The sequence below is a fragment of the Pseudomonas sp. NPDC096925 genome (assembly GCF_044762545.1).
Taxonomy (GTDB): domain Bacteria; phylum Pseudomonadota; class Gammaproteobacteria; order Pseudomonadales; family Pseudomonadaceae; genus Aquipseudomonas.
Map to the genome: position 1 here is coordinate 323,980 of NZ_JBIWEM010000004.1, position 25,906 is coordinate 349,885.

Here is a 25,906-nt window from a genome sequence, read left to right on the forward strand (position 1 = left end):
TCATGCAAGGTGTGCGAGGGTTGTATCCAGGCAAGGGCCTTGTGTCGGCAATGCCGGCCTCTTCGCGGGTGAACCCGCTACCACAGGTACTGCACTGAATCCGAGGTCAGTGCAATACCTGTGGGAGCTGGCTTGCCGGCGATAGGGCCAGTGGCAACAATGCATCTCTTCAACCTTGCTCAGCCACCTTCACACTGCGGCTCCTGTTACGCCACACCCGATACGCGCGGATGCCCGCCCGCACCGAGCCGAACAGCAGTTTGTCTTCCATCTCCCTTGCCATCCCCGAGCGCACCAGCATGCGCAGGAAGGTGCCGCGGGCGCGGGCGATGGCGAAAAAGATGCCTTGGGCCGCCAAGGTGTCGCGTACCTCGCGCAGGGCGGCGATGCCGCTGACGTCGATGCTGGTTACCGCTTCGGCATCGAACAGCACGGCCTTGGGCTGGTCCTGGCTCTGCACCGCTTCGAGCAGGCGCATCTTGAAGTAGTCGGCGTTGAAGAACAGGATCGCGTCGTCGAAGCGGTACACCACCAGCCCTGGTACGGTGCGGGCATCCTTGTGTTTGCGGATGTCCACCTGGCCTTCGGTGCCCGGCAGCCAGCCCAGCACCGCGTCGGTGGGTTGGTAGATGCTGTACAGCAGGCGCAGGATCGCCAGGGTCACGGCAAACACGATGCCGGGCAGCACGCCCAGGCTCAGCACGCCAACCGTGGTCAGCAGGCACAGCCAGAACTCAAAGCGGCTCAGGCGGCGGATGTGCCTAAGCGACTTGATATCGATCAGCCCCCAGCCGGCCATCAGCAGCACGGCGCCCAGCGCAGCCTGAGGGATCCACGCCATCGGTGCGGTGAAAAACAGCAGGATCAGGGCGATGACCAGCGCAGCAATGATGCCCACCAGCTGGCTTTTGCCACCGACCATGTCGTTGACCGCGGTGCGCGAGTCGGCGCCGCTGATGGCAAAACCTTGGGAAACCCCGGCTGCCAGGTTGCTTACGCCCAGGGCGACGAATTCATGGTTGGCGTTGATCGCGTAGCCGTGCCGGGCGGCAAAGCTGCGTGCAGTGAGCATGGCGCTGCAGAAGCTGACGGTGGCGATACCCAGGGCGTCGCGCAGCAGGCTTTTCATTTCTGCCAGGTTACTGTGTGGCCAGGCCAGTTGCGGGATGCCGGCAGGTACCGGGCCGAGGATGGCGACGCCGAAGCGGTCGAGGCCGAACAGGCCGACCAGCAGCATGAACAGCGCCACTACCGTTAGCGCCGCGGGCAGGCGTGGGTAGCGCCGTGGCAGCCAGATCAGCAGGCCCAGTGCGGCGATGCCGATGAGCAGCGTCACCCAGTGAATTTCGCCCAGGCGCTGGAGGAAGTTGATCAGGCTGAGAATGAAGCCGTCGCCCTCGATCTTGAACCCCACCACCTTGGACAACTGCCCGGCGATCAGGCTCAGGCCGATGCCGTTGAGATAGCCGATCAAGATCGGCCGCGAGAAGAAGCTGGCGATGAACCCGGCCCGGGCCACGCCGGCAGCGATCAGCATTACCCCGACCAGCAGGGTGACGATCACCGACAGTTCGGCAATCCGGTGCGGCTCGCCCATGGCCAACGGCGCCACGGCGCCGGCGATCATCGCGCAGGTGGCGGCGTCGGGGCCAACCATCAGCTGGCGTGAGCTGCCGATCAGGGCGTAGACCATCATCGGCAGCACGCAGGCGTACAGGCCGTACTGCGGCGGCAGGCCGACGATCTGCGCGTAGGCGATGGCAATGGGAATCTGGATCGCCGCCACCGAGAGGCCAGCCTGCAAGTCGGCGTGGAACCACTCGCGGCGGTAGTGCAGCAGGTTGGCAAGGCCCGGTAGCCAGCGGGAGAGAAACATGCGTCGTCCTTTCGAAATGTTTCACGAAACCATCCACGCATTGAAGCGGATCGGCAGGCAAATGGCCATGGGACAGGTCAACGGAGGGGGCAGAAACGAAAAAAGGAGCCAAGGCTCCTTTTGACAGCGATGACGTTAATGGAACGCCATGCGGTAATGCGATGTGGAGCGGGTAGAGGGAATCGAACCCTCAACTAAAGCTTGGGAAGCTTTCGTTTTGCCACTAAACTATACCCGCATCTGCGCTGCACTTTTTACCAGAACCCTCCACGAATTAGAAGCCCAAGTTATAAAAAAGCTTGTCGGCACCCCATAGCCTGCGGGTATCACCTACGGGGCGCCGATGCGCTCAGATGGCCAATGCATGCTGCCCCTGTTGTACGTGCTGGTAGCGTTGACGAGGCTCGCGCACGGTCGGCTTGAGGAAGCCGAGCAAGACGCTGCGGGTGTCCTCGCAGGCGGCCTTGTTTTCCATGTCGAGGAAGTGGCCCGCGTCACGGATCACGCTGAACTGGCTCTTGCCCACATGCTTGCTGAACTGCCGGGCATCTTCGACCGTGGTGTATTCATCGCGGTCGCCGTTGATGAACAGCACCGGGATGTCGATGTTGCGCGCGCCGTTCAGGGCCCGTTCCAGGTCGTGCTGCAGCACTTCGTTGATGTGGAAGTGCATCTGCGCGTACTCGTGGCTGTCCAGGCTGCTGACGTGCCGGTAGTTGAAGCGCTTGAACAGTGATGGCAGGTGCTTGCCGATGGTGTCGTTGACCAGGTTGCCGACCTGATAGCGGTCGCAGGCGGCCAGGTACTGGCAGCCACGGGCCAGGTAATCGCGCATCGGTTCGTTGATCACCGGCGAGAACGAGCTTACCACCGCTTTCTTCACGTACCGCGGCTGGTGCGCCAGCGCCAGCAGTGTGCTTGCGCCACCCCACGAGAACGACATCACGTGGTCTGCCTGGAAGTGATCGATCAGCTCAAGGAGGATATGTGCTTCGGTCTCCTTGCTGATCAGGCGTTCCTGGCGATTGTGAGGCTTGGACTTGCCCGCGTATGGCTGGTCGAACAGTACTACGTTGAACTGCGGGTGCAGGTTACGTACCGTCTGGGCGAACGAGGCCGTGGTGGCCAGCGAGCCGTTGATCAGGATGATCGTTTTCTCGGCTGCATCCGCGCGATAGAACTCCGTGTAAACCCGATACTGACCTTGGATATCAAGTACAGCGATTTCTGGCCTCATGTCATCGACTCCTGGCGCAAAAAGGGTATTCGCGTCACCTAGGGTGCACGTTCTTTATGACAGGTAGGCATTTGCCTGAAGAGAAACCGGGGGGCCCTGTGTCGATCCTTGGCACGTGCGTCGACGGTATTGTTTTTGGCGGGCAATTTGCCGTGCCCCAAGGCATCGAGGCCCCGGGTGGCCGACAAAAGGTGTCTTCGACCGCAATCGTGACTTGGTAGTCACATGCAGACTGACGATTTGGATTCAAGCAGTGGGTGGGGAATCCCGCAAGTGCCGTTCGGGGGAAAATGTGACTTTTGCCGCTGGGCGGTCGTATGACGCACCCCGTGCGGTCTGTTCCTGCCTCTTCGCGGGCACGCCCGCTCCCACAGGTACACCCCTGGCCTCCGGGCTGGTGTGATCCCTGTGGGAGCGGGCGTGCCCGCGAAGAGGCAGGAACAGGCTGACTAGACCGTGGCTATTTCATCCGCCGTGAGCTCACGAAATGCCCCTGGCGCCAACCCCGGGTCCAGCCGGATCGCCCCCATGCTCTCGCGATGCAACCCCACTACCTTGTTGTCGAAATGGCCGAACATGCGCTTGACCTGGTGATATCGCCCTTCGACGATTGCCAGCCGCGCCAGGCGCGGCCCCAGGATGTCCAGCTGGGCGGGCAGGGTGGTGAGGTTTTCGAAGGCGAAGTAGAAACCTTCGAGGAACTTGGCCACATAGTGCTCGCCAATCTCGTCCTCGGTTTCCACCAGGTAGTGCTTGGGCAGCTTGGTCGCGGGCTGGGTAAGCCGCCGTGACCACTGGCCATCGTTGGTCAGGATCATCAGGCCGGTGGTGTTGAAGTCCAGGCGCCCGGCAATGTGCAGGTCCTCACGCAACGCGGCAGGCAGCAGGTCGAGCACGGTGCGGTGTTGCGGGTCCTGGGTGGCGCTGACACAGCCCGTGGGCTTGTGCAGCATCAGGTAGCGCGCCGGGCGGCCAGCCTGCAGCAACTGGTCGTCAAGCTCCACACGGCTGAATTCGCGCACCTCGGCCAGCGGGTCACTGACCACTTGGCCATCTACCCGCACGCGGCGTTGCGCCAGCATCAGGCGGACTTGCTGGCGGTTGTGGTTGGGCAGGTTGGCGAGGAAACGGTCGAGGCGCATGGCAAACGGTCAGTGGGAAGCGGGTGAGCGGAGTTGTTCTTCAACGGCGGCGCAGCGCGGGCACAGGCAGGCTTTGTCGCGCAGCTCGGCGGGCAGGGCCTGGAGCACGGCAGGGTCGATGCTCACGCCGAAGCACCAGCAGGCCTGGGTGGCCCGACGCGGGTCGGCCAGGCTGCACTGGTTGAGGGCTCCACAGGCGGGGCAGTGCTGGTTGTCATGCATGGCTGCCGCTCACATGTATCAAATTGTTGCAGAAATGGCACTGCACTTCGGCGCCACTGTCTTATTCGATGTCGATGATCGCATTTCACATCGACGCTCGCCAGCGCCGCTGTTCGGGCACTCCAGCGGTCCAGGAGGCCGCCATGTTCTATCGAATCCTGTTGATCGCCCTGCTGGGGCTGATGACTTCCGCCTGCGTTCCGTACTACGAGAGCGGGGGCTATTACCGGTCTGACCACTACTATTCCGACCGTTACGTATCACCGGATTATTACCGCTATGACCGTTATTACGTGACGCCGCAACCGCGCTATTACTATCAGCCGGCGCCGCGCTACTACTACCGCTCGGCGCCAGCGCCTCATTACCGGTCTTATCCGCAGCCGCGGATGCAGCAGTGGTATGGCAACCCGCGCCATGACTATGGCAACCGCCAGCGGTATGACTATGGGCGCGACCGGGACCGTCATGATTATCGCGGTGGCAGCCAGCGCTACCAGAATGACCGTTGGCACTCCAACGGGCGGGGGGACGGTGACCGGCGTTGGGACGGGCGGCGTGGGCACGGGCAAGGGGGGAACTGGCAGCGGTAGGTGAATTGAAAACCGGGGGCGCTTTGCGCCCCTTTCGCGACGCAAGGCCGCTCCCACAGGTACGGCGCAGCATTGGAAACCATCGCTGTACCTGTGGGAGCGGCCTTGTGTCGCGATGGGCTGCAAAGCAGCCCCAGACTCTCGAAGCTACCCGAGATCCGCCAGCGGATGCCGCCCCTCCCACACCTTGGCAAAATGCGCCTCGACCACCGCCGCCGGCACTTGCGCCACATCGGGCCAGTGCCAGCGCGGCTGGTTGTCCTTGTCCAGCAAGCGCGCCCGCACACCTTCGCTGAATTCCGGGTGGCGGCAACAGTTCAGGCTCATGCTGTATTCCATCTGGAACACCTGCGCCAACGACAGGTGCCGTGCCCGGCGAATTTGTTCCCACACCAGGTGGGCGGTCAGCGGGCAACCTTCATGCAACCGCTGGCCGGCATCTGCCAGCAGCGGGTCGTCGTGGTGCTTGAGCCCCTCCAGCGCGCGCCAGGCGGCGGCGGCATCGGCCACGTCAAGCAACTGATCGATCACCTGCCGTCGCGGCAGCCACTGGGCTTCAGGCAACTCGGCGCAGGCGCGGTGCTGTTCGGCCTTGAGCAGGCTGTTCAGTTGCAGGGCGGTCTGTTCCTGCCAGTTCAATTGCAGCAGTTCCTCGATCAGCGCATCTTGCTGGTGTTCGCCCAGGAAGCGGTCGGCCAGGTCCAGGTCAAGGGCGTCGTGGGCATTGATCGGCGCGCCCGTCAGAGCGAGGAACAACCCCAGCTTGCCCGGCAGGCGGGCAAGGAACCAGCTGGCGCCCACGTCCGGGTACAGGCCGATGCTGATTTCCGGCATGGCCAGCCGACTGCTGGGGGTGACGATGCGCACATTGGCGCCCTGCAGCAGGCCCATGCCACCGCCCAGCACATGCCCATGGCCCCAGCACAGCAGCGGCTTGGGATAGGTATGCAGGGCGAAGTCCAGGCGGTATTCGGCGGCGAAGAAGGCGGCGGCCAGCGGCGGCACGCTGCCGGGGTGGTCGCGGCAGGCTTGTACCAGCGCACGCACATCGCCGCCGGCGCAGAAGGCCTTGGCACCGTTGCCGCGTAGCAGTACGCAGACGATCCCCGGGTCGCGAGCCCAGGCGTGCAACTGTTCGCCCAATACCTCGATCATCGGCAGGTTCAGCGCATTGAGCGCCTTGGGCGCATCCAGGGTGGCGATGCCGATGCGGGCGCCATCGGCGCCGGTGAGTACCTCGCAATGAATGGCCATGGACAACCTCGCGCAAGTCATCGCACAAGTATGGCTTGCCTGGCCGAACATGCCGGTCGTCGGTCGGATCGTTTGACAAGCGGGAAGGGCTTACCTAGTGTCGCGCCATTGTTTATGGAAGGCCCCATGACTGACGACGATCGCATCAAACTCGAACCCAGCTGGAAGGCCGCCTTGCGCGCCGAATTCGACCAGCCCTACATGCATCAGCTGCGCGAGTTCCTGCGCAGCGAATACGCCGCCGGCAAAGAGATCTACCCGCCAGGGCCGTTGATCTTCAATGCCCTCAACTCGACGCCGCTGGACCAGGTGAAGGTGGTCATCCTCGGCCAGGACCCTTACCACGGGCCGGGCCAGGCCCATGGCCTGTGCTTCTCGGTGCAGCCGGGCGTGGCCACGCCACCGTCGCTGGTCAACATCTACAAGGAGCTGCAGCGCGACCTGAACATCCCGATTGCCAATCATGGCTACCTGCAGAGCTGGGCCGAGCAGGGTGTGCTGTTGCTCAACACGACCATGACCGTGGAGCGCGCCAATGCCGCGTCGCATGCCAAGAAGGGGTGGGAGTTCTTTACCGACCGGGTCATCCAGGTGGTCAGCGAGCAGTGCCCGAACGTGGTGTTCCTGTTGTGGGGCTCGCATGCGCAAAGCAAGCAGAAGCTGATCGACGGGACCAAGCACCTGGTGCTGAAGTCGGTGCATCCGTCGCCGTTGTCGGCTTACCGTGGGTTCCTGGGGTGCGGGCATTTCAGCCGGGCCAACAGTTTCCTCCAGCAGCGCGGGCTGGCGCCGATCAACTGGGCATTGCCGCCGCTGTGATCACCTGAAAGACCGCGTCGCCTTCTTCGCGGGTGAACCCGCTCCCACAGGTACAGCGCTACCCTCAGGGCCTGTGTGGTCCCTGTGGGAGCGGGTTTACCCGCGAAGAGGCCGTCACAGTCATTCCGGGGTTGCATTCCACACCCGGAACAACGGCTCCGCCAGAAACAGCACGAACAACAAGCGCATCACCTGCAGTGCCGTCACCAGCGGCACCGACAGCTGCAGGGTCTCTGCCGTCAGGCTCATCTCGGCAATCCCGCCCGGCATCATCCCTAGCGTCAGCGAACGCAAATCCAGCCCGCTCATCACGCTCAATACCCAGGCCGCACTGCCGGCAATCGCCATGCACAACGCCGTAGCCACCAGGGTACGCCCAAGGAACCAGGGTGCGCGGCGGAAGAACGCCCGGTTGAAGTGGCAGGCCAGGCCGCTGCCGATCAGCCACTGGCCGATCTGGCTGGCGCCATTGGGCAGGGCAATCTGCAGGTTGCCGGCAAGGCTCACCGTCGCTGCCACCAGCAATGGCCCGAACAACCACGGGTTGGGCTGGCGCAAACGCTGCCAGAGCAACGCAGCGGCAATGCCCAGCGGGGCAATCAATGCCAGCCAGCCCCAGTTCACGCTGCCGGTGTGATTCAACGGCACCCCGTCACCCAGCAGGAACTTGAACAGCGCCGGCACGCACAGTACCACCGCCAGTACGCGCAGGCTCTGCGCCGCCGCCACCTGGCTGAGCACTGCGCCATTGCGCGCGCCAAGGTTGACCATCTCCCCCGAACCGCCCGGCATGCTGGCGAAGAACGCAGTGGCACGATCCTCACCGCTGCGCCGCAGCAGCCATACGCTGATCACGCTGGACAGGGTGGTGAACAGTGCGCCGAAGAAGATCAGCGCGAAATGGCTGGCCACCTGCTCGATCACCGCCGGGGTGAAGTGCAGGCCAATGCCGATGCCGATGATCCACTGCCCGCACTTGCGGCCATTGGGGATTTCCGGCAGCTGCCAGCGTGTCAGGCAGCGTACCAGGATGATCGCCAGCAGCGAGCCGACCATCCACGGCAAAGGCCAGCCGACCTTGCTGGCGGCAAAACCGCCAGCAAGGCCGACCAGCCCGGTTGCGACAAACAACGGCAACCAGCGATCAGGCATCGGCCATCGCCCGGCGCTGCAGGCTGCGTTTGCGCCAGATGCGCAGCAGCGGCAGGGTCAGCATGCAAAGGGTCAGTACCCACACCGACATGCTGATCGGGCTCGACCAGAGGATGCCCAGTTCGCCGTTGGAGATCGACAGCGCCCGGCGCAGGTTCTGCTCCATCAGCCCTCCGAGGATGAAGCCGAGCAGAATCGGCGACAGCGGGAAGTCCAGCTTGCGCAGGATATAGCCCATGATGCCGATGCCGACCATCAGGAACAGGTCGAAGGTGGTGGCATGCACGGCATACACGCCGATCGCCGTGATGATGGCGATCACCGGCACCAGCGCCCAGTTCGGCACGGCGAGGATGCGGGTGAAGATGCGGATCATCGGGATGTTGAGGATCACCAGCATGATGTTGGCGATGAACAGCGAGGCGATCAGGCCCCAGACGATGTCTGGCTGCTGTTCGAACAACAGTGGGCCAGGGGTGATGTTGTACAGGGTCAGTGCGCCGATCATCACCGCGGTGGTGCCCGAGCCGGGTACGCCCAGGGTCAGCATCGGTACCAGGGCGCCGCAGCAGGAGGCGCCAATGGCGGTTTCCGGGGCGGCCAGGCCACGGGCGTCGCCCTTGCCGAATTGGCCTTTTTCACCTGCCAGGCGTTTTTCGGTCATGTAGGCCACGGCACTCGCCAGTGTTGCACCGGCACCTGGCAGCACACCCATGATGAAGCCCAGCAGGCCGCAGCGGATATTGACCATGAACACCGACGCCGCTTCCTTGAGGTTGAACAGCATGCGCCCGGTGGCCTTGACCGCCTGGTGGCCATGGTGGGTCTTTTCCAGCAGCAGGAGGATTTCGCTGATGGAGAACAGGCCCAGCACCAGCACCACGAACTGGATGCCGTCGGCCAGGTGCACGCTGTCGCCGGTGAAGCGGTACACGCCACTGTTGGCATCGATACCGACTGCCGACAGGAACAGGCCGATCAGTGCGGCAATGAAGGTTTTCAACGGCTTGTCGCCGGCCATGCCGCCAAGGGCGACGATGGCGAACACCATCAGCACGAAGTACTCCGCCGGGCCGAAGGCGATTGCCCATTTCGCCAGCAGCGGGGCGAACAGCACCATGCCGCAGGTGGCAATCAGCGCACCGATGAACGAACTCCAGGCCGACAGCGACAGCGCGACGCCCGCCAGGCCATTGCGGGCCATCGGGTAGCCGTCGAGGGTGGTCATTACCGTCGAGGCTTCGCCGGGGATGTTGAGCAGGATCGAACTGATGCGCCCGCCGTACTCGCAGCCCAGGTACACCGCCGCCAGCAGGATCAGCGCCGATTCCGGCGGCAGGCCGAGGGCGAAGGCGATGGGGATCAGCAGGGCCACGCCGTTGATCGGGCCCAGGCCCGGCAGCAGGCCGACCACGGTACCGATCAGCGTGCCGGACAGGGCGGTGACCAGGTTGTAGGGGGACAGGGCGACGCCGAAGCCCTGGCCCAGGTAGCTCATGGTATCCATGTGTCAGTTCTCCAGTGCGCTCAGCAGGCCAAGGGGCAGGGGCACGTCCATGACGCGGTCGAACAGCCAGTAGAGGAACAGGCTCATGCCCGCCACCACGATGAAGCTGTGCAGCCAGCGGCCGCCGTACAGGCGGGCCATGGGCACGCCGACCAGGATGGCGCTGAGGATGAAGCCCAGGGCTTCGAAGGTGCTGGCGAAAACGATCAGCAGGCCGACGCAGGCGGCGATCTTGGTCAGGGTTTCACGGTCCAGTTCCGGCTCGTCGTCCTTGCGCACGATGGGCGTGGGGCGGAACACCAGGTACAGCAGGCCCAGGCCCATCAGGCCGAGCATCAACAGCGGATAGGCGCGCGGGCCCACCGGTTCATAGGAAAACGCCGCCTGGTAAGGCCAGGCCATCACGGCCAGGGCGGCGCACACCGCCAGCAGGGCCAGGGCGAAGATGCGTTGCAGGATCATCAGAGAGTCCTCGTTGGGATCGCTCAAGCGAGATGCAAATCCTGTGGGAGCGGCCTTGCGTCGCGATCGGGCGCGAAGCGGCCGCAAACCTGCCACTGCGATCTGTCTGAAGCATCGCATCGGCTGAGACAGGGGCCGCCGTGCGGCCCATCGCGGCACAAGGCCGCTCCCACAGGGATTGTGGTGACTCCGGCCAGTGTTACTGGATCAGGCCAAATTCCCTGGCCAGCGCCTTGTAGTCAGCCACTTGCTTCTTCACATAGCCGTCCAGTTCTTCGCCGGTCATGGCGAACGGGAACAGCTCGCGCTGGTCACGCAGCTTGGCGAAGTCTTCCGAGGCCAGCATCTTGTCGAACGACTGCTTCCACCAGGCGTAATCCTCGTCGCTCACCTTTGGCCCCAGGTAGAAGCCGCGCACCACTGGCCAGACGATGTCGTAGCCCTGTTCCTTGGCGGTGGGGATGTCTTTCATCTCGGGCTCGTCCAGGCGCTTTTCCGAGAACACCGCGAGGATGCGCATGTTGCCGCTCTGAATGTGTGGCATGGAGTCGGAGATGTCGGTCGAGCCGACCTGGATATGCCCGCCCAGCAACGCCGTGGCAATTTCGCCGCCGCCTTCCAGCGCCACGTAGCGCAGGTCGCGCGGGTTGATGCCGGCGGCCTTGGCGATCAGCGCCGTCTGCATCCAGTCCTGGCTACCCACGGTGCCGCCAGAGCCGATCACCACCTTGCTCGGGTCTTTTTTCAGCGCTGCGACCAGGTCGTCGAGGGTCTTGTAGGGCGAGTCGCTCTTCACCGCGATGGCGCCGTAGCTGGTGCCGACGGCGGCCAGCCATTTCACGGCGTTCTCGTCGAAGCGGCCGAACTTGCCCTGGGCCAGGTTCAGCAACGAGCCGCTGGACCAGGCCACCAGGGTACCGGCATCGGCCGGGCGCTGGGCGACCACGGCGTTGTAGGCCACCGCGCCGACACCACCGGGCATGTAGGTGACGCGCATCGGCTTGCTGAGAATCTTCTCCTGCACCAGGGCGCTTTGTACCAGCTTGCAGGTCAGGTCGAAGCCACCACCGGGCGAGGCGGGGGCAATGCATTCGGGGCGTTTAGGTTCGGCAGCGAGGGCGTTGCCGGCCAGCAGCAGGCAGCCGGTAGCGAGGACGAGGCGGCGCAGTGAAAAGGTCATCGTCAATCTCCGTGAGCGTTGTTGTTATCAAGTTATCGCTATGGGGTTACCACAGCGCCACGCTGTAGCTCACCAGCAGCCGTACCTCGTCCGCGTCGCGGGCGAAGTTGGAGCGGAAGGTGGCGTTGCGCAGGCGCACGGCGACGTTCTTCAACGGGCCGCTTTGTACCACGTACTTCAGTTCGGTGTTGCGCTCCCACTCCTTGCCCTCGCCACCGGCGGCGCGGCTGACGTTGTCGCCGCTGATGTAGCGGGTCATGAAGGTCAGGCCGGGTACGCCGAGTGCGGCAAAGTTGTAGTCGTAGCGCGCTTGCCAGGAGCGCTCGTCGGCGCCGGCGAAGTCGTTGATCTGGACGAAGTTGACCAGGTACGGGTCGGCACCATCGACGTACGGGAAGGCGCTGTCGCCGGACAGCTGCTGCCAGGCGGCGCTGACCTTGTGCCCGCCCAGGGCGTAGCTGAGCATGCCGTTGACAGTGGTGTTGTCGATGTTGCCGGCCTTGGCGGCGCCGGCGTCGTCACTCACGGCCAGGCGCAGGTCGGCGCCGAAGGTACCCGGGCCCCACGGCTGGGTGGCGACCATGCCGATGAAGTGCTGGCGGTAGATATCGTCGAGCTGGGCAAAGTGGTAGCTGCCGGTGATGCGATCGGTGAACTGGTAGTCGAGGCCGGCCAGGTCCAGGTTATCGGCGCTGAACGAGCCACCGAAACGGCCGTTCTTGTTGTTCAGGGCCAGGTCTTCCCAGTTGGTGTCGTTGCGGTCCTTGGCCTTGTCCAGTCGGCCGCCGGTGAAGGTCAGGCCCTTGACCTCCTTGGAGGTGAGCAGGCCACCTTCGAAGGTTTGCGGCAGGATGCGCCCGTCGTTGGGCTGCAGGGTCGGCAGTTCGGGGATCAGGGTGCCGATCTTCAGTTCGGTCTGCGACACCTTCACCTTGCCGGTCAGGCCGAGCTTGGAGTATTCGTCGGCGGCCTTGCCGTCATCGTGGGTCGGCAGCAGGCCGGTGTCGGTGCGGTCGGGGCTGGAGTCGAGCTTGATGCCGAGCATGCCCAGCGCATCCAGGCCGAAGCCCACGGTGCCATCGGTGTAGCCAGACTCGAAGTTGAGCATGAAGCCCTGGGCCCACTCGTCGCGCTTGGATTGCTGCGCACTGGTGCCGTCGCGGAAGTCGCGGTTGAAGTACATGTTGCGGGTTTCGAAGGTGGCCGTGCTGTCTTCGAAGAAGGCGGCCTGGCTCAGCGGGGCGACACCGGCAAGCGCGAGGGCGCTGGCGATGGCGGAGGGGCGTGCGGCAAAGGGACGGGTAGGCGCAAACGCCTGCGGCTGCAATGACAGCATCACTGATGGCTCCGTTTATTGTTCTTATTCGTTGCACCTTGCTGGTGCTTTTTTCGGCGCGAAGGGCGACCTTGGTGCGATGCTAGGTAACCAACCTTTCGCTAACCTTTCAGCGTGAAAGGTTTGTCGACAGGGGCTTCACAGGCCTGCCGACAGCGGTACACTCCGCGCCACCGTCCCACCCGAGCAGGGAGATTCCGATGCGTGTGCTGCTGGTCGAAGACCACCTGCAACTGGCCGAAAGCGTGGCCCAGGCCTTGAAGAGCCATGGCCTGACCGTTGATGTGCTGCATGACGGCGTGGCCGCCGACCTGGCCCTGGCCAGCGAGGAATACGCCGTGGCCGTGCTGGATGTCGGCTTGCCGCGCATGGACGGCTTCGAGGTGCTGGCGCGCTTGCGTGGCCGTGGCAAGACCCTGCCGGTGCTGATGCTGACCGCACGCAGCGACGTCAAGGACCGGGTCCACGGCCTTAACCTGGGCGCCGACGACTACCTGGCCAAACCGTTCGAGCTGACCGAGCTGGAAGCACGGGTCAAGGCCCTGCTGCGCCGCAGCGTGCTCGGTGGCGAGCGCCAGCAACGCTGCGGGCCGCTGGTGTACGACCTGGACACCCGGCGCTTCACGCTGGGTGGCGACAACCTGACCCTGACCTCACGCGAGCAAAGCGTACTGGAAGCGCTGATCGCCCGTCCGGGCCGGGTGATGAGCAAGGAGCAACTGGCCGCCCAGGTGTTCGGCCTGGATGAAGAGGCCAGCCCCGACGCCATCGAAATCTACATCCACCGCCTGCGCAAGAAGCTCGACGGCCAGCCGGTGGCCATTGTCACCTTTCGTGGCCTGGGCTACCTGCTCGAGCACCGCGATGCGTGACAACGGCAGCCTGCGCGGGCGCTTGCTCGGCAACCTGGCCTTGCTGCTGGTGGTGCTGATGCTGGCCAGCGGCCTGAGCGCCTACTGGAACGGTCGCGAGGCTGCCGACACTGCCTACGACCGGACCCTGCTGGCCTCGGCGCGGACCATTGCCGCGGGCCTGTCCCAGCGGGATGGTTCGCTGAGCGCGGATGTGCCCTACGTGGCCCTGGACACCTTCGCCTACGACAGTGCCGGGCGCATCTACTACCAGGTGCTGGACATCCAGCAGCGGCTGATTTCCGGTTACGAGAACCTGCCAGCGCCGCCGCCGGGCACGCCACGTACCGACGACTACCCGGCGTTGGCGCGGTTCTACAACGCCACCTATCTGGGCCAGGACGTGCGCGTGGTCAGCCTGCTGAAGCCAGTGAGCGAGCCGAACATGAACGGCATGGCGGAAATCCGTGTGGCCGAAACCGAGGAAGCGCGGATACGCATGGCCCGTGGTTTGATGGCCGACACCCTGCTGCGCCTGGGCATGCTGGCGCTGGGCGCGCTGGTGATGGTGTGGTTTGCCGTGAGTGCCGCGTTGCGGCCGCTGGAGCGCCTGCGCACCGCGGTGGAAGAGCGCCAGCCGGACGACCTGCGGGCCTTGCCGGTGGTGCAGGTGCAGCGTGAGCTGAGCCCGCTGGTGCGGGCTTTGAACCACTTCACCGAGCGTTTGCGCGGCCAGTTCGAGCGCCAGGCGCAGTTCATTGCCGATGCAGCCCACGAGTTGCGCACACCACTGGCCGCGCTGAAGGCGCGGATCGAGTTGGGCTTGCGTTCGGCCGAGCCGCAGGAGTGGCGGCAGACGCTGGAGGCTGCCGCCCAGGGCACTGATCGGCTGACCCACCTGGCCAACCAGTTGCTGTCGCTGGCGCGGGTCGAGAACGGCGCCCGGGCGATTGCCGAAGGCGGCGCGCAGCGCCTGGACCTGGGCCAGTTGGCTCGTGAGCTGGGCATGGCGATGGCACCGCTGGCGCACAAGCGCGGGGTAGCGCTGGCCCTGGAGGCCGAGGCGCCGGTGTGGCTGAAGGGTGAGCCGACGCTGCTCAACGAGCTGTTGAGCAACCTGGTGGACAATGCCCTGGCCCATACGCCAGCGGGCGGCAACGTGATCTTGCGGGTGCTGGCGCCGGCGGTGCTGGAGGTGGAGGACGACGGGCCGGGGATTCCCGAGGCCGAGCGTGAGCGGGTGTTCGAGCGCTTCTACCGGCGCAGTGCGCAGGGCAGTGGGCTTGGCCTGGCGATCGTTGGCGAGATCTGCCGGGCGCACCTGGCGCAGGTGAGCCTGCATGACGGTGCGAAGGGCGGGTTGCGGGTGCGGGTGAGTTTTATCGCGGATTGATGTGTTGCCTGTACCGGCCCTTTCGCGGGTAAACCCGCTCCCACAGGGACCGCGCCGCTGCTGAAGGCTGCGCTATACCCGCGAAGAGGCCGGCACAGGCTGACACCGGTCAGCGCAACATGCTCCGCGCCTCGATCAGTTCATCCACTTCCAGCTCGGTACCAAACGGCAAGCCCAGGTGGCGGTATGCCGGTAGTGCCGCCAGCGGCCGGTGGCGCCCGGGCTGGCTGATGCAGCGGGCGATCTGCACGATGTCGATGTAGTCGATCTTGCCGGTCTGTCGGTCCAGGTCCTGTACCTGGCTCGGCAGATTGACCAGTTGCTCCGGAAACTCCCAGGCCTTGAGGATCTTGTCGCCCAGCACCGGCTGGATCTGCTCGATCACATAATGCAGGCACACCGGGTCGGACAGCAGTTCGTTGTGCTCTTCGGCATAGATCAGCACCGGCAGCGCGCCAATCTGGTTGACCAGCCCGCCGAGGGTGGCCTGGTCGGGCTTGAGTTGCGTGTACCGGCGGCAGATTTCGTAGCTGATACCCGCCACATCCAGGCTGTTGGCCCAGATGTCGCGCAGTTTTTGCTCAACCGCCGGCGCGCGGGCATGGAAAATCTGCTCGATCACCAGGCCAATGGCCAGGTTGCAGCTGTAGTTGATGCCCAGCCGCGTGATGGCGGTGTGCAGGTCGGTGACCTCGACCGCCGCGCGCAGCAGCGGGCTGTTGACGACCTTGATCAGGCGCGCTGAAAGGGCCGCATCGCGACCGATCACCTTGCTCAGGGCCGCTACGCTGATCTCGCTGTCTTCCGCTGCCTCGCGGATGCTCAAGGCAACCTCGGGCAGGGTCGGCAGGACCAGGTCATCCTTTTCGATGGCATCGAGCAACTGTGCTTGAACCATCTCGGCCAGCTTGTTCATGGGCGTGTCTACCGCAGTGGTGGTGCGGCCCCGCCACGTCGGCGGGGCAGGCTGGTCAGCGTTGGATTTCCCGGTCGCGGTCCAGTTCGTAGGGCAGGGTCAGCACCTGCAGGCGCGGGCCTTCAAGGCTGCCCAGGTGCAGGTTGTCGTCTTCCACCGCTTCGGCGCTGAGCACCGCGAGCAGTTCGCAGCCTGTGCCGTTGCCGGCAGCCATGACCACTTCACCGACCGACGAACCATGGGTGGGCGAGAAGATCTCGGCGCCCGGGGCCGGAATGGCCTGCTGGTCCAGTGCCAGGCGGTACTGGCGGCGCTTGAGTTTGCCCAGGTACTGCATGCGCGCAACAATTTCCTGGCCGGTGTAGCAGCCTTTCTTGAAGCTGACGCCGTCCACGGCCTGCAGGTTGATCATCTGCGGGATGAACAGCTCGCGGGTCGGCCCCATGACCTGGCCGATCCCGGCACGAATCTGCCCCAGCAGCCAGTCGTTGAGGCTGCCTTCGGGCAATGCGGCGGCCAGCGCCTGGCGAATGCTGGCGGCGTTCTCCGCCGGCACCCACAGCTCCACGCGGCCAGCTGACACGGCAATGGCGATCAACCCGTCGTGGCGCACGGTGCTGCCAGCTGCTGCAGGCACATCGAGCCCCAGCGCCTGCAGCGCCGCATCGCCGCCTTGCAGGCCGAAGCGTGCCCAGGCAGCGCTTTCATCGGTCAGCGTGGCCTTGGAGAACACGGCGTACTTCTTCAGGTCTGCCAGCTGGGCGTCGAGCAGCTCGCTGGCCATGGCCAGCAGGTAGCCGTTGCCTTCGGGCAGGATGCGGAAACTCGACTGCATGCGCCCCTTGACCATGCAGCGGGCGCCGAGGCTGGCGTGTTCCTGGCTGAGGTAGTTGATGTTGCAGGTCAGCTGGCCCTGCAGGAACTTGCCTGCATCGGAGCCGCGGACGGCGAGGATGCCCTCGTGGGACAGGGGGCAGAAGAAAGCGGAATCGGCCATGGGTCATCGCGGTGGCTAAAGACTGGCGGCCATCATAGAACGCCGGTAACAAAATAGGTAGGTGACTAGACCAACGCCCGGTGTCGCTTCGCTCGCCTGGCTGTATACTGGCGGGCCATTCGAGGAGGGCCCCATGGTCGAACAAACTGAACTCAACCGGCTTTTCTGGCACAGCCGCCGCGGCATGCTGGAACTGGACGTACTGCTGGTGCCTTTCACCCAGGAAGTCTACCCCACGCTCAACGAGACCGACCGCGAACTCTACGTGCGTCTGTTGAGCTGCGAGGATCAGGACATGTTCGGCTGGTTCATGGAGCGCACCGAGTCCGAAGACCCGGAGCTGCAGCGCATGGTCCGCATCATCCTGGACCGTGTTCAGCCCAAGTGAGTGCTTCGAGTGCCGCTGGCAAGGCTCGCGCCTGCTGCTGGCGGTCTACCTGGGTTGCCAGGTACTGGCGTGGTTCGCCGTATGGGCGAGCCCGCTGCCCGGGTGGTTGGCCCTTGCTGTTGTCGCTACCTGTATTGCCCACGCTGGCTGGGCCATTCCCCGACGTATTTTGCTGACGCATGAACATGCTGTTGTTGGCTTGCGCCGTGATGTGCGCGGTTGGCAGGTGTTCAGCCGTGCCCGTGGCTGGCAGCCGGTGCGCTTGTGCCGGGACAGTGTGGCGTTGCCAGGGCTTGTAGTGTTGCGCTTTGTGCGGGCGGGGTGCTGGTTGGGGCGGAGCCAATGCGTACCGCGTGATGCGTTGGGGGCTGATGAGCACCGGCGCTTGCGGGTGCGGCTGAAGTTCAGCCGGCGCAGGTGGGCAGGGGTGGGGGCGAGTCAGGGCTGACAGGTGTTCGTCGTGGCAGCTTCAGCGCCTGCGAGATCGAGCGCCGCCCGCGCGGCGCTTCGCGGGGCAAGCCCGCTCCCACATTTGTTGCAACGTGCCGAACCTGTCAGGCCATGGTGGCCAGCCTTGGTGGGTTGACTGGATTTCTGAGTTGGCATTGCTGCCGCATCACCTGCCTCAAGCCATGCCCCCCAGGCTGACAACGCCTCTCCCACAGGCATGGCCACGTTGCAACAAATGTGGGAGCGGGCTTGTCCCGCGAAGCGCCGCGCGGGCGGCGCTCGATCTCGCAGGCGCTACAACTTTCAGAGAGGACTAAGAATGGTGTCCTTGGCCTCGTCCAGCATCCCCGGGTAATCCAGGGTGTAATGCAGCCCGCGGCTTTCTTTGCGCTGCATGGCCGACAGGATCATCAGCTCGGCCACCTGCGCCAGGTTGCGCAATTCGATCAGGTCGCGGCTGACCTTGTAGTTGCTATAGAACTCATCGATTTCGTCCAGCAGCAGGCGAATGCGGTGCTGCGCTCGCTGCAGGCGCTTGCTGGTGCGCACGATGCCGACGTAGTCCCACATGAAGCGCCGCAGTTCGTCCCAGTTGTGCGCAATGATCACATCCTCGTCCGAGTCGGTGACCTGGCTGGCATCCCAGCCGGGCAGGGCCTTGGGCATGGCCACTTCATCCAGGTGCGCCTGGATGTCGGACGCAGCGGCACGGCCATAGACAAAGCATTCCAGCAGCGAGTTGCTGGCCATGCGGTTGGCACCGTGCAGGCCGGTGAAGCTGGTTTCGCCAATGGCGTACAGGCCCGGCACGTCGGTGTGGCCACGGTCGTCGACCATCACCCCGCCGCAGGTGTAGTGCGCCGCCGGTACCACCGGGATCGGCTGGCGAGTGATGTCGATGCCAAACGCCAGGCAACGCTCGTACACGGTGGGGAAGTGGCTCTTGATGAAGTCGACCGGTTTGTGGGTGATGTCCAGGTATACGCAGTCCACGCCCAGGCGCTTCATCTCGTGGTCGATGGCGCGGGCGACGATGTCGCGCGGGGCCAGTTCTTCACGCGGGTCGAAGCGTGGCATGAAACGCTCACCATTGGGCAAGCGCAGGAGCGCGCCTTCGCCGCGCAGGGCTTCGGTGATCAGGAAGCTCTTGGCCTGTGGATGGTACAGGCAGGTCGGGTGAAACTGGTTGAACTCCAGGTTCGCCACCCGGCAGCCGGCCCGCCAGGCCATGGCGATGCCGTCGCCGCAGGCGCCATCGGGGTTGCTGGTATACAGGTAGACCTTGGCCGCGCCGCCAGTAGCCAGCACGGTGAAGCGCGCGCCGAAGGTGTCCACTTCGCCGGTGTTGCGGTCGAGCACGTAGGCGCCCAGGCAGCGCTCGCCGGGCAGGCCGAGGCGGCGTTCGGTGATCAGGTCGACCGCCACGCGTTGCTCCAGTAACTGGATGTTCGGGCGTTTGCGGGCCTGCTCCAGCAGCGTGGTGAAGATGGCTGCACCGGTGGCGTCGGCGGCGTGGATGATACGTCGGTGGCTATGGCCGCCTTCGCGGGTCAGGTGGAACTCGAAGCCGCCGTCGTCGACGCTGTAGTGCTCGTCGCGGGTAAAGGGCACGCCTTGCTCGATCAACCACTCGATGGCTTCGCGGCTGTGCTCGACGGTAAAGCGCACCGCCTCTTCATGGCACAGACCGCCGCCGGCATTGAGCGTGTCCTCGACATGCGACTGCACGGTATCGGTATTGTCCAGTACCGCCGCGACACCGCCCTGGGCCCAGAAGGTCGAGCCGTTGGCCAGGTCGCCCTTGCTGAGTACGGCGACTCGCAGGTGGCTGGGGAGGTTCAGTGCCAGGCTGAGACCGGCGGCGCCGCTGCCGATCACCAGGACATCATGTTGGAATTGTTGGCTCATGTCGGGACACTAGTATTCTTTGGAAGGGGCGCGGCACAATAGTCACGCGCCGATGGCATTGTGAAACTATCGTTAAAGCTGGCCGGGTTGCCTTTATAGCAGCCCCGGGTGGCCAATTTCCATGCCACTTGCCTGGTCGCGACAACCTTTGTGGGAACTTTCCGACATGGCCGGAAATCCTATGAAGGCTGCCCACGCGCCACAACATGCCGCGGCGACGCAGGGTGGCAGGCCCGTCCTGGCTGTCCCTGCGTACTCGAAACCTGATTATCGACGTAGCCGGCCGTGACCGCGCCGCGTCTTCCGTGCAAGCCGACCAAGGGCTGCAGGAAACTTGCTTGGAGGGGAGAACTTTTGCGCAAAGCCCGAGTCTATGGTTGCAAGCCTGAACGATGGCCGTTGCAGCGCTCCTTCGAGTTCACTGAGGAGTGTTCATGCTAACCCAGGAAGAGGATCAGCAGCTTGTAGAGCGCGTTCAGCGCGGTGACAGGCGAGCGTTCGATCTGTTGGTGCTGAAGTATCAGCACAAGATTCTCGGGTTGATCGTGCGGTTCGTTCACGACACCCACGAGGCCCAGGATGTAGCACAGGAAGCCTTCATCAAGGCCTACCGTGCGCTTGGCAACTTCCGCGGAGACAGTGCGTTCTATACGTGGCTGTACCGCATCGCCATCAACACGGCGAAGAACTACCTGGTGTCCCGTGGAAGACGGCCGCCAGACAGCGATGTGAGCTCCGAGGATGCGGAGTTTTATGACGGCGATCATGGTCTCAAGGATCTCGAGTCCCCAGAACGCTCCTTGTTGCGGGATGAAATCGAAGGCACCGTCCATCGCACCATCCAGCAGCTGCCTGAAGACCTGCGCACGGCACTGACCCTGCGCGAGTTCGACGGGCTGAGTTACGAAGACATTGCCAGTGTCATGCAATGTCCGGTGGGTACCGTGCGCTCTCGAATCTTCCGCGCTCGGGAGGCCATAGACAAAGCCCTGCAACCTTTGCTGCAGGAAACCTGAGACAGCGGCGACAGCCAAGAGAGGAACCGCCATGAGTCGTGAAGCTTTGCAGGAATCGCTGTCCGCGGTGATGGATAACGAAGCGGACGAGCTTGAACTGCGTCGGGTGTTGAACGCCGTAGACGATGCTGAAACCCGTGCCACCTGGTCGCGTTACCAGGTTGCCCGCGCAGCCATGCACAAGGAGCTGCTGCTGCCTAACCTGGATATCGCCTCGGCGGTGTCTGCAGCGCTGGCTGACGAAGCCGTGCCGGCCAAGGTCAAGAAAGGCCCATGGCGCAGCATTGGCCGCCTGGCGGTAGCTGCCTCGGTCACTCTGGCGGTGCTGGCTGGTGTACGCATGTACAACCAGGACGAGATCACTGGCGCCGAGCTGGCTGCCCAGCAACCTGCCCAGCAAGGCCTGAGTGTGCCACAAGCGCAAGGCCCAGCCGTTTTGGCAGGCTATAGTGAGAGCAGTGAGCAACCGACCGGGCCGATGGCCAACGGCGTGCTGCAGAACCAGGCCGGCTGGGATCAGCGTCTGCCAGGCTACCTGCGCCAGCATGCTCAGGAATCTGCGCTCAAGGGCACTGAAACCGCATTGCCGTATGCCCGCGCCGCCAGCCTGGAAAACCGTTAAGTAAGGAGGATCATGCGCGCGCTACCTCTCCTGTCGCTGCTGATTGGCAGCTGCATGACGGTGCCAGCATTGGCGGCCAATTCCTCGCCCGAGGCGAGCGAGTGGCTGAACAAGCTGGCACAGGCCGAGCAAAAGCAGAGCTACCAGGGCTCTTTTGTCTACGAACGCAATGGCAGCTTCTCTTCCCACGAGATCTGGCACAGGGTCGACGACGGCAAGGTCAGCGAGCGGCTGTTGCAGCTCGATGGCGCCGCCCAGGAAATCGTGCGCGTGGATGGCAAGGCAGAGTGCGTCAGCGGGGCCTTGGCAAGTGGTGTTACGACACCCCCGGACGCCGCGCCGCGTGTGCTTGATCCGCTGAAACTGATGGGCTGGTATGACTTGAGCGTGGCGGGCAAGTCACGGGTCGCCGGGCGCGATGCCGTGATCGTGACGCTCACCCCGCGCGACCAGCATCGCTATGCCTTCGAATTGCACCTGGACCGTTCTACCGGCCTGCCGCTGCGCTCATTGATGATCAATGACAAGGGGCAGTTGCTGGAGCGCTTCCAGATGACCCGCCTCGAAACCGACGAGCTGCCCAGCGACGATGACCTGCGCCCCAGCGCTGCGTGCAAGCCGGTGCAGCAGGTGGCTGCTGCCGGGAACGACAGGGTCGTCGGCTGGCGTTCGGACTGGCTGCCGCCAGGCTTCGAGTTGGTCAACAGCTCGGTACGCCGCGATCCGAAGCATGACAGCACGGTCAGCAGCCTGATGTATGACGATGGCCTGGCGCGCTTCTCGGTATTCCTCGAACCGGTGAAGGATGAGGGGGGTACTGACATGCGTACCCAGCTTGGCCCGACTTCGGCGGTTTCGCGTCGGCTGAACACGCCAAAGGGCAGGGTAATGGTCACTGTGGTCGGCGAAATTCCGCTGGGTACCGCAGAGCGCGTGGCGCTGTCGATGCGCCCTCAGGATGACCAGGCGCGCCAGTGATGGTGCGCTTTTGCGGGCCTGGTGTGCGGGCCATGCCAAGGCGCGCAGGCATGCCGCTGAAATGAAATTAAAGCATTGTCATTTGCAATCCTTCGGCAAATTTTCTATAGGTCAGGCTTCTTGGAGCCTGGCCTTTCCTGCTTTGCGCAGGGGCCTTTCTAAACTACCGCTCGTTGTGACGGGAGCCGTATGTCAATACCACGCTTGAAATCCTACCTATCGATGTTCGCCGCCGTGCTGATGCTCGGCCAGGTGCTCAGCGCCCAGGCCGAGGAAGCCCTGCCGGACTTCACTACCCTGGTCGAGCAGGCCTCGCCAGCCGTGGTCAACATCAGTACCAAGCAGAAGCTGCCGGACCGCCGCATGGCCGCCGGGCAGATGCCCGACCTGGAAGGCCTGCCGCCGATGTTCCGCGAGTTCTTCGAGCGCAACATGCCGCAGCAGCCGCGCTCGCCGCGTGGCGACCGCCAGCGCGAGGCCCAGTCGCTGGGTTCGGGCTTCATCATTTCCAGCGATGGCTACGTGCTGACCAACAACCACGTGGTAGCCGATGCCGACGAGATCATCGTCCGCCTGTCGGACCGCAGCGAGCTGCAGGCCAAGCTGGTCGGCACCGACCCGCGCACCGACGTGGCCCTGCTCAAGGTCGAGGGCAAGAACCTGCCGACCGTCAAGCTGGGTGACTCCGAGAAACTCAAGGTGGGCGAGTGGGTGCTGGCCATCGGTTCGCCGTTCGGCTTCGACCATTCGGTGACCAAAGGTATCGTCAGCGCCAAGGGCCGTACCCTGCCTAACGACACCTACGTACCGTTCATCCAGACCGACGTGGCCATCAACCCGGGCAACTCCGGTGGCCCGCTGTTCAACATGAACGGTGAAGTGGTGGGTATCAACTCGCAGATCTTCACCCGTTCCGGCGGTTTCATGGGCCTGTCGTTCGCCATCCCGATCGACGTGGCGATCGACGTTTCCAATCAGCTGAAGAAAGACGGCAAGGTCAGCCGCGGCTGGCTGGGCGTGGTGATCCAGGAGGTCAACAAGGACCTGGCTGAATCGTTCGGCCTGGACAAGCCGGCTGGCGCCCTGGTGGCCCAGGTGCTGGAAAACGGCCCGGCGGCCAAGGGCGGCCTGCAGGTGGGTGACGTGATCCTGAGCATGAACGGCCAGCCGATCATCATGTCGGCCGACCTGCCGCATCTGGTCGGCAGCCTCAAGGATGGTGAAAAGGCCAAGCTGGAGATCATTCGCAACGGCAAGCGCCAGAACCTCGACATCAGCGTTGGCGCACTGCCGGACGACGATGCCGACATCGCTGCCGGCGCCGAAGGCAGCGCCGAGCGCAGCAGCAACCGCCTGGGCGTTTCGGTAGCCGATCTGACCGCCGAGCAGAAGAAAGCCCTGGAGCTCAAGGGTGGCGTGGTCATCAAGGAAGTCCAGGATGGCCCGGCCGCGATGATCGGCCTGCGCCCGGGTGACGTCATCAGCCACCTGAACAACCAGGCCATCGGTTCGGCCAAGGAATTCACCGAAATCGCCAAGGAACTGCCGAAGAACCGTTCGGTGTCGATGCGCGTGCTGCGTCAGGGCCGTGCCAGCTTCATTACCTTCAAGCTGGCTGAATAAGCGGCTTCGCTAGGAGAAAAGGGGCAGCTTCGGCTGCCCTTTTTCATGAAAGTTCACAATTCAGGGGCCAATGCTGTGTACAGCCCGATAGAGGAATCTCCCATATCCCGGCAGCTTAAGGTACAATTCCCGGCTATTTTTCGGCGGGCGTCCGGCTCGCAGCCTTTTCGAGTGTTGACCCGTGAGTGATTTGAGTCATATCCGCAATTTCTCCATCATCGCCCACATCGACCATGGCAAGTCGACGCTGGCCGACCGTTTCATCCAGATGTGCGGTGGCCTGTCGGCACGCGAGATGGAAGCCCAGGTGCTCGATTCCATGGACCTGGAGCGTGAGCGCGGTATCACCATCAAGGCCCACAGCGTCACGCTCAACTACAAGGCGCAGGACGGCAAGGTCTACCAGCTGAACTTCATCGATACCCCCGGCCACGTCGACTTCACCTACGAAGTCTCGCGCTCGCTGGCGGCCTGTGAAGGCGCGCTGCTGGTGGTGGACGCCGGCCAGGGCGTCGAGGCCCAGTCCGTGGCCAACTGCTACACCGCCATCGAGCAGGGCCTGGAGGTCATGCCGGTACTGAACAAGATGGACCTGCCCCAGGCCGACCCGGATCGCGTCAAGGACGAGATCGAGAAGATCATCGGCATCGACGCCACCGACGCCGTGGCCTGCAGTGCCAAGAGCGGCATGGGCGTGGACGAGGTGCTCGAGCGCCTGGTGCAGACCATCCCCGCGCCGGAAGGCGATATCGAGGCGCCGCTGCAGGCGCTGATCATCGACTCCTGGTTCGACAACTACCTGGGCGTGGTCTCGCTGGTGCGCGTGCGCCACGGCCGCGTCAAGAAAGGCGACAAGATCCTGGTCAAGTCCACCGGCAAGGTGCACCTGGTCGACAGCGTGGGCGTGTTCACCCCGAAACACACCCAGACCGCCGACCTGAAAGCCGGCGAAGTGGGCTTCATCATCGCCAGCATCAAGGACATTCACGGTGCCCCGGTCGGTGACACCCTGACCCTGTCCAGCACCCCTGAGGTCGAGGTGCTGCCAGGCTTCAAGAAGATCCAGCCGCAGGTTTACGCCGGCCTGTTCCCGGTCAGCTCCGACGACTTCGAGGACTTCCGCGATGCGCTGCAGAAGCTGACCCTGAACGACTCGTCGCTGCAATACATGCCGGAAAGCTCCGACGCCCTGGGCTTCGGCTTCCGTTGCGGCTTCCTCGGCATGCTGCACATGGAGATCATCCAGGAGCGCCTGGAGCGCGAATACGACCTGGACCTGATCACCACTGCGCCAAGCGTGATCTACGAGCTGGAACTGAAAACCGGCGAGACCATCACCGTCGACAACCCATCGAAGCTGCCAGACGTCTCGGCGGTCGCCGATTTCCGCGAGCCGATCGTCACCGCCACCATCCTGGTGCCGCAGGAGCACCTGGGCAACGTCATTACCCTGTGCATCGAGAAGCGTGGCGTGCAGCGCGACATGCAGTTCCTCGGCAGCCAGGTGCAGGTGCGCTACGACCTGCCGATGAACGAAGTGGTGCTGGACTTCTTCGACCGCCTCAAGTCCACCAGCCGTGGCTATGCTTCGCTGGACTATCATTTCGATCGCTACCAGTCGGCCAACCTGGTCAAGCTGGACGTACTGATCAACGGCGACAAGGTCGATGCCCTGGCATTGATCGTGCACCGCGACAACGCGGCCTACAAGGGCCGTGCGTTGACCGAGAAGATGAAGGAACTGATCCCTCGGCAGATGTTCGACGTGGCGATCCAGGCAGCTATCGGCGGCCAGATCATTGCTCGGACAACCGTCAAGGCGCTCAGAAAGAACGTACTGGCCAAGTGCTACGGTGGTGACGTCAGCCGTAAGAAGAAACTGCTGGAGAAGCAGAAGGCCGGTAAGAAACGCATGAAACAGGTGGGCAACGTGGAGATTCCACAGGAAGCCTTCCTCGCCGTGCTCAGGTTGGATAGCTAGGTC

General features: G+C 64.0%; 24 protein-coding genes and 1 tRNA gene. 11 read left to right on the plus strand and 14 right to left on the minus strand.

Going from position 1 to position 25,906, the window contains the following annotated elements; translation table 11 throughout:
- Positions 1-169: 169 nt before the first annotated feature.
- The 5 genes from ACIQYU_RS15285 to ACIQYU_RS15305 form a co-directional block, all read right to left on the minus strand.
- Positions 170-1,876: a SulP family inorganic anion transporter gene (locus ACIQYU_RS15285; protein WP_063913197.1), complete on the minus strand. Its 1,707-nt coding sequence runs from the start codon at positions 1,874-1,876 to the stop codon at positions 170-172.
- Positions 1,877-2,040: 164 nt separating this feature from the next.
- Positions 2,041-2,114 (minus strand) — tRNA-Gly (locus tag ACIQYU_RS15290).
- A 111-nt stretch (positions 2,115-2,225) separates the two neighbouring features.
- On the minus strand, positions 2,226-3,113 hold the full coding sequence (gene phaG, locus ACIQYU_RS15295; RefSeq protein WP_207836576.1) for a (R)-3-hydroxydecanoyl-ACP:CoA transacylase: 888 nt from the start codon (positions 3,111-3,113) through the stop codon (positions 2,226-2,228).
- A gap of 449 nt (positions 3,114-3,562) precedes the next feature.
- Entirely contained in the window at positions 3,563-4,255 is a 693-nt protein-coding gene (locus tag ACIQYU_RS15300; RefSeq protein WP_233687027.1) for a pseudouridine synthase, read from the minus strand.
- Between the two features lie 9 nt (positions 4,256-4,264).
- Positions 4,265-4,477: a cysteine-rich CWC family protein gene (locus ACIQYU_RS15305; protein ID WP_207836556.1), complete on the minus strand. Its 213-nt coding sequence runs from the start codon at positions 4,475-4,477 to the stop codon at positions 4,265-4,267.
- A 143-nt stretch (positions 4,478-4,620) separates the two neighbouring features.
- Between ACIQYU_RS15305 and ACIQYU_RS15310 the strand changes: the two genes are divergently transcribed.
- The gene (locus ACIQYU_RS15310) at positions 4,621-5,070 is read left to right on the plus strand and encodes a hypothetical protein (RefSeq protein ID WP_233687026.1); all 450 of its coding nucleotides are present in this window, start codon (positions 4,621-4,623) and stop codon (positions 5,068-5,070) included.
- 147 nt (positions 5,071-5,217) lie between these two features.
- Here the strand turns inward: ACIQYU_RS15310 and ACIQYU_RS15315 are convergent, their stop codons facing one another.
- Positions 5,218-6,324: an enoyl-CoA hydratase/isomerase family protein gene (locus ACIQYU_RS15315; RefSeq protein WP_233687025.1), complete on the minus strand. Its 1,107-nt coding sequence runs from the start codon at positions 6,322-6,324 to the stop codon at positions 5,218-5,220.
- 126 nt (positions 6,325-6,450) lie between these two features.
- Here ACIQYU_RS15315 and ung point away from each other — a divergent pair, with 126 nt between their 5' ends.
- Positions 6,451-7,143, plus strand: a complete 693-nt coding sequence (gene ung, locus ACIQYU_RS15320) for a uracil-DNA glycosylase (RefSeq protein WP_063913189.1) — start codon at positions 6,451-6,453, stop codon at positions 7,141-7,143.
- A 120-nt stretch (positions 7,144-7,263) separates the two neighbouring features.
- On the opposite strand, the gene ACIQYU_RS15325 is transcribed toward ung, so the two are convergent.
- The 5 genes from ACIQYU_RS15325 to ACIQYU_RS15345 form a co-directional block, all read right to left on the minus strand.
- On the minus strand, positions 7,264-8,295 hold the full coding sequence (locus ACIQYU_RS15325; protein WP_207833014.1) for an AbrB family transcriptional regulator: 1,032 nt from the start codon (positions 8,293-8,295) through the stop codon (positions 7,264-7,266).
- Positions 8,288-9,802 carry a tripartite tricarboxylate transporter permease gene (locus ACIQYU_RS15330; protein WP_233687024.1) on the minus strand — a complete coding sequence of 505 codons (1,515 nt, stop codon included), beginning with the start codon at positions 9,800-9,802 and terminating at the stop codon, positions 8,288-8,290. Before ACIQYU_RS15330 ends, ACIQYU_RS15325 begins: the two co-directional genes overlap by 8 nt.
- Positions 9,803-9,805: 3 nt before the next feature.
- Complete coding sequence (locus tag ACIQYU_RS15335) at positions 9,806-10,264, minus strand: tripartite tricarboxylate transporter TctB family protein (RefSeq protein WP_207833009.1); 459 nt, start codon at positions 10,262-10,264, stop codon at positions 9,806-9,808.
- 199 nt (positions 10,265-10,463) lie between these two features.
- Positions 10,464-11,444, minus strand: coding sequence for a tripartite tricarboxylate transporter substrate binding protein (locus ACIQYU_RS15340; protein ID WP_207833007.1), 981 nt, complete (start codon positions 11,442-11,444; stop codon positions 10,464-10,466).
- A gap of 46 nt (positions 11,445-11,490) precedes the next feature.
- Positions 11,491-12,780 (minus strand): OprD family porin, encoded by a 1,290-nt coding sequence (locus tag ACIQYU_RS15345; protein WP_207833022.1) that lies wholly within the window; start codon positions 12,778-12,780, stop codon positions 11,491-11,493.
- A gap of 200 nt (positions 12,781-12,980) precedes the next feature.
- Here ACIQYU_RS15345 and ACIQYU_RS15350 point away from each other — a divergent pair, with 200 nt between their 5' ends.
- Positions 12,981-13,652 carry a response regulator gene (locus ACIQYU_RS15350; protein WP_063913183.1) on the plus strand — a complete coding sequence of 224 codons (672 nt, stop codon included), beginning with the start codon at positions 12,981-12,983 and terminating at the stop codon, positions 13,650-13,652.
- Positions 13,645-15,024: a sensor histidine kinase gene (locus ACIQYU_RS15355; RefSeq protein WP_207833005.1), complete on the plus strand. Its 1,380-nt coding sequence runs from the start codon at positions 13,645-13,647 to the stop codon at positions 15,022-15,024. Before ACIQYU_RS15350 ends, ACIQYU_RS15355 begins: the two co-directional genes overlap by 8 nt.
- 109 nt (positions 15,025-15,133) lie before the next feature.
- Here ACIQYU_RS15355 and ACIQYU_RS15360 read toward each other — a convergent pair whose 3' ends face one another.
- Both ACIQYU_RS15360 and ACIQYU_RS15365 read right to left on the minus strand, forming a co-directional pair.
- Positions 15,134-15,940 carry an HDOD domain-containing protein gene (locus tag ACIQYU_RS15360; RefSeq protein WP_207833003.1) on the minus strand — a complete coding sequence of 269 codons (807 nt, stop codon included), beginning with the start codon at positions 15,938-15,940 and terminating at the stop codon, positions 15,134-15,136.
- A 55-nt stretch (positions 15,941-15,995) separates the two neighbouring features.
- Positions 15,996-16,937 carry a folate-binding protein YgfZ gene (locus ACIQYU_RS15365; protein ID WP_207833001.1) on the minus strand — a complete coding sequence of 314 codons (942 nt, stop codon included), beginning with the start codon at positions 16,935-16,937 and terminating at the stop codon, positions 15,996-15,998.
- 133 nt (positions 16,938-17,070) lie between these two features.
- On the opposite strand from ACIQYU_RS15365, the gene ACIQYU_RS15370 reads away from it, so the two are divergent.
- Both ACIQYU_RS15370 and ACIQYU_RS15375 read left to right on the plus strand, forming a co-directional pair.
- The gene (locus tag ACIQYU_RS15370) at positions 17,071-17,325 is read left to right on the plus strand and encodes a succinate dehydrogenase assembly factor 2 (RefSeq protein ID WP_003252043.1); all 255 of its coding nucleotides are present in this window, start codon (positions 17,071-17,073) and stop codon (positions 17,323-17,325) included.
- Entirely contained in the window at positions 17,309-17,773 is a 465-nt protein-coding gene (locus ACIQYU_RS15375) for a protein YgfX (RefSeq protein WP_233687023.1), read from the plus strand. Before ACIQYU_RS15370 ends, ACIQYU_RS15375 begins: the two co-directional genes overlap by 17 nt.
- Positions 17,774-18,078: 305 nt before the next feature.
- On the opposite strand, the gene nadB is transcribed toward ACIQYU_RS15375, so the two are convergent.
- Positions 18,079-19,683, minus strand: a complete 1,605-nt coding sequence (nadB, locus tag ACIQYU_RS15380) for an L-aspartate oxidase (RefSeq protein WP_207832998.1) — start codon at positions 19,681-19,683, stop codon at positions 18,079-18,081.
- Between the two features lie 434 nt (positions 19,684-20,117).
- Between nadB and rpoE the strand changes: the two genes are divergently transcribed.
- The 5 genes from rpoE to lepA all read left to right on the plus strand — a co-directional run bounded on the left by rpoE (position 20,118) and on the right by lepA (position 25,903).
- Positions 20,118-20,699 (plus strand): RNA polymerase sigma factor RpoE, encoded by a 582-nt coding sequence (gene rpoE, locus ACIQYU_RS15385; RefSeq protein WP_003252049.1) that lies wholly within the window; start codon positions 20,118-20,120, stop codon positions 20,697-20,699.
- A 31-nt stretch (positions 20,700-20,730) separates the two neighbouring features.
- On the plus strand, positions 20,731-21,321 hold the full coding sequence (locus tag ACIQYU_RS15390) for a sigma-E factor negative regulatory protein (RefSeq protein WP_063913177.1): 591 nt from the start codon (positions 20,731-20,733) through the stop codon (positions 21,319-21,321).
- A 12-nt stretch (positions 21,322-21,333) separates the two neighbouring features.
- Positions 21,334-22,299: a MucB/RseB C-terminal domain-containing protein gene (locus ACIQYU_RS15395; RefSeq protein ID WP_207832996.1), complete on the plus strand. Its 966-nt coding sequence runs from the start codon at positions 21,334-21,336 to the stop codon at positions 22,297-22,299.
- A 222-nt stretch (positions 22,300-22,521) separates the two neighbouring features.
- Positions 22,522-23,922 (plus strand): DegQ family serine endoprotease, encoded by a 1,401-nt coding sequence (locus tag ACIQYU_RS15400; RefSeq protein ID WP_370464236.1) that lies wholly within the window; start codon positions 22,522-22,524, stop codon positions 23,920-23,922.
- Between the two features lie 181 nt (positions 23,923-24,103).
- The gene (gene lepA, locus ACIQYU_RS15405) at positions 24,104-25,903 is read left to right on the plus strand and encodes a translation elongation factor 4 (protein WP_025340425.1); all 1,800 of its coding nucleotides are present in this window, start codon (positions 24,104-24,106) and stop codon (positions 25,901-25,903) included.
- The last annotated feature ends 3 nt before the right edge of the window (positions 25,904-25,906 follow it).

Coding starts and splice junctions, on each gene's coding strand:
- ACIQYU_RS15285 (WP_063913197.1), bottom strand. CDS start 1,876: ATGTTTCTCTCCCGCTGGCTACCGGGCCTTGCCAACCTGCTGCACTAC.
- phaG (WP_207836576.1), bottom strand. CDS start 3,113: ATGAGGCCAGAAATCGCTGTACTTGATATCCAAGGTCAGTATCGGGTT.
- ACIQYU_RS15300 (WP_233687027.1), bottom strand. CDS start 4,255: ATGCGCCTCGACCGTTTCCTCGCCAACCTGCCCAACCACAACCGCCAG.
- ACIQYU_RS15305 (WP_207836556.1), bottom strand. CDS start 4,477: ATGCATGACAACCAGCACTGCCCCGCCTGTGGAGCCCTCAACCAGTGC.
- ACIQYU_RS15310 (WP_233687026.1), top strand. CDS start 4,621: ATGTTCTATCGAATCCTGTTGATCGCCCTGCTGGGGCTGATGACTTCC.
- ACIQYU_RS15315 (WP_233687025.1), bottom strand. CDS start 6,324: ATGGCCATTCATTGCGAGGTACTCACCGGCGCCGATGGCGCCCGCATC.
- ung (WP_063913189.1), top strand. CDS start 6,451: ATGACTGACGACGATCGCATCAAACTCGAACCCAGCTGGAAGGCCGCC.
- ACIQYU_RS15325 (WP_207833014.1), bottom strand. CDS start 8,295: ATGCCTGATCGCTGGTTGCCGTTGTTTGTCGCAACCGGGCTGGTCGGC.
- ACIQYU_RS15330 (WP_233687024.1), bottom strand. CDS start 9,802: ATGGATACCATGAGCTACCTGGGCCAGGGCTTCGGCGTCGCCCTGTCC.
- ACIQYU_RS15335 (WP_207833009.1), bottom strand. CDS start 10,264: ATGATCCTGCAACGCATCTTCGCCCTGGCCCTGCTGGCGGTGTGCGCC.
- ACIQYU_RS15340 (WP_207833007.1), bottom strand. CDS start 11,444: ATGACCTTTTCACTGCGCCGCCTCGTCCTCGCTACCGGCTGCCTGCTG.
- ACIQYU_RS15345 (WP_207833022.1), bottom strand. CDS start 12,780: ATGCTGTCATTGCAGCCGCAGGCGTTTGCGCCTACCCGTCCCTTTGCC.
- ACIQYU_RS15350 (WP_063913183.1), top strand. CDS start 12,981: ATGCGTGTGCTGCTGGTCGAAGACCACCTGCAACTGGCCGAAAGCGTG.
- ACIQYU_RS15355 (WP_207833005.1), top strand. CDS start 13,645: ATGCGTGACAACGGCAGCCTGCGCGGGCGCTTGCTCGGCAACCTGGCC.
- ACIQYU_RS15360 (WP_207833003.1), bottom strand. CDS start 15,940: ATGAACAAGCTGGCCGAGATGGTTCAAGCACAGTTGCTCGATGCCATC.
- ACIQYU_RS15365 (WP_207833001.1), bottom strand. CDS start 16,937: ATGGCCGATTCCGCTTTCTTCTGCCCCCTGTCCCACGAGGGCATCCTC.
- ACIQYU_RS15370 (WP_003252043.1), top strand. CDS start 17,071: ATGGTCGAACAAACTGAACTCAACCGGCTTTTCTGGCACAGCCGCCGC.
- nadB (WP_207832998.1), bottom strand. CDS start 19,683: ATGAGCCAACAATTCCAACATGATGTCCTGGTGATCGGCAGCGGCGCC.
- rpoE (WP_003252049.1), top strand. CDS start 20,118: ATGCTAACCCAGGAAGAGGATCAGCAGCTTGTAGAGCGCGTTCAGCGC.
- ACIQYU_RS15390 (WP_063913177.1), top strand. CDS start 20,731: ATGAGTCGTGAAGCTTTGCAGGAATCGCTGTCCGCGGTGATGGATAAC.
- ACIQYU_RS15395 (WP_207832996.1), top strand. CDS start 21,334: ATGCGCGCGCTACCTCTCCTGTCGCTGCTGATTGGCAGCTGCATGACG.
- ACIQYU_RS15400 (WP_370464236.1), top strand. CDS start 22,522: ATGTTCGCCGCCGTGCTGATGCTCGGCCAGGTGCTCAGCGCCCAGGCC.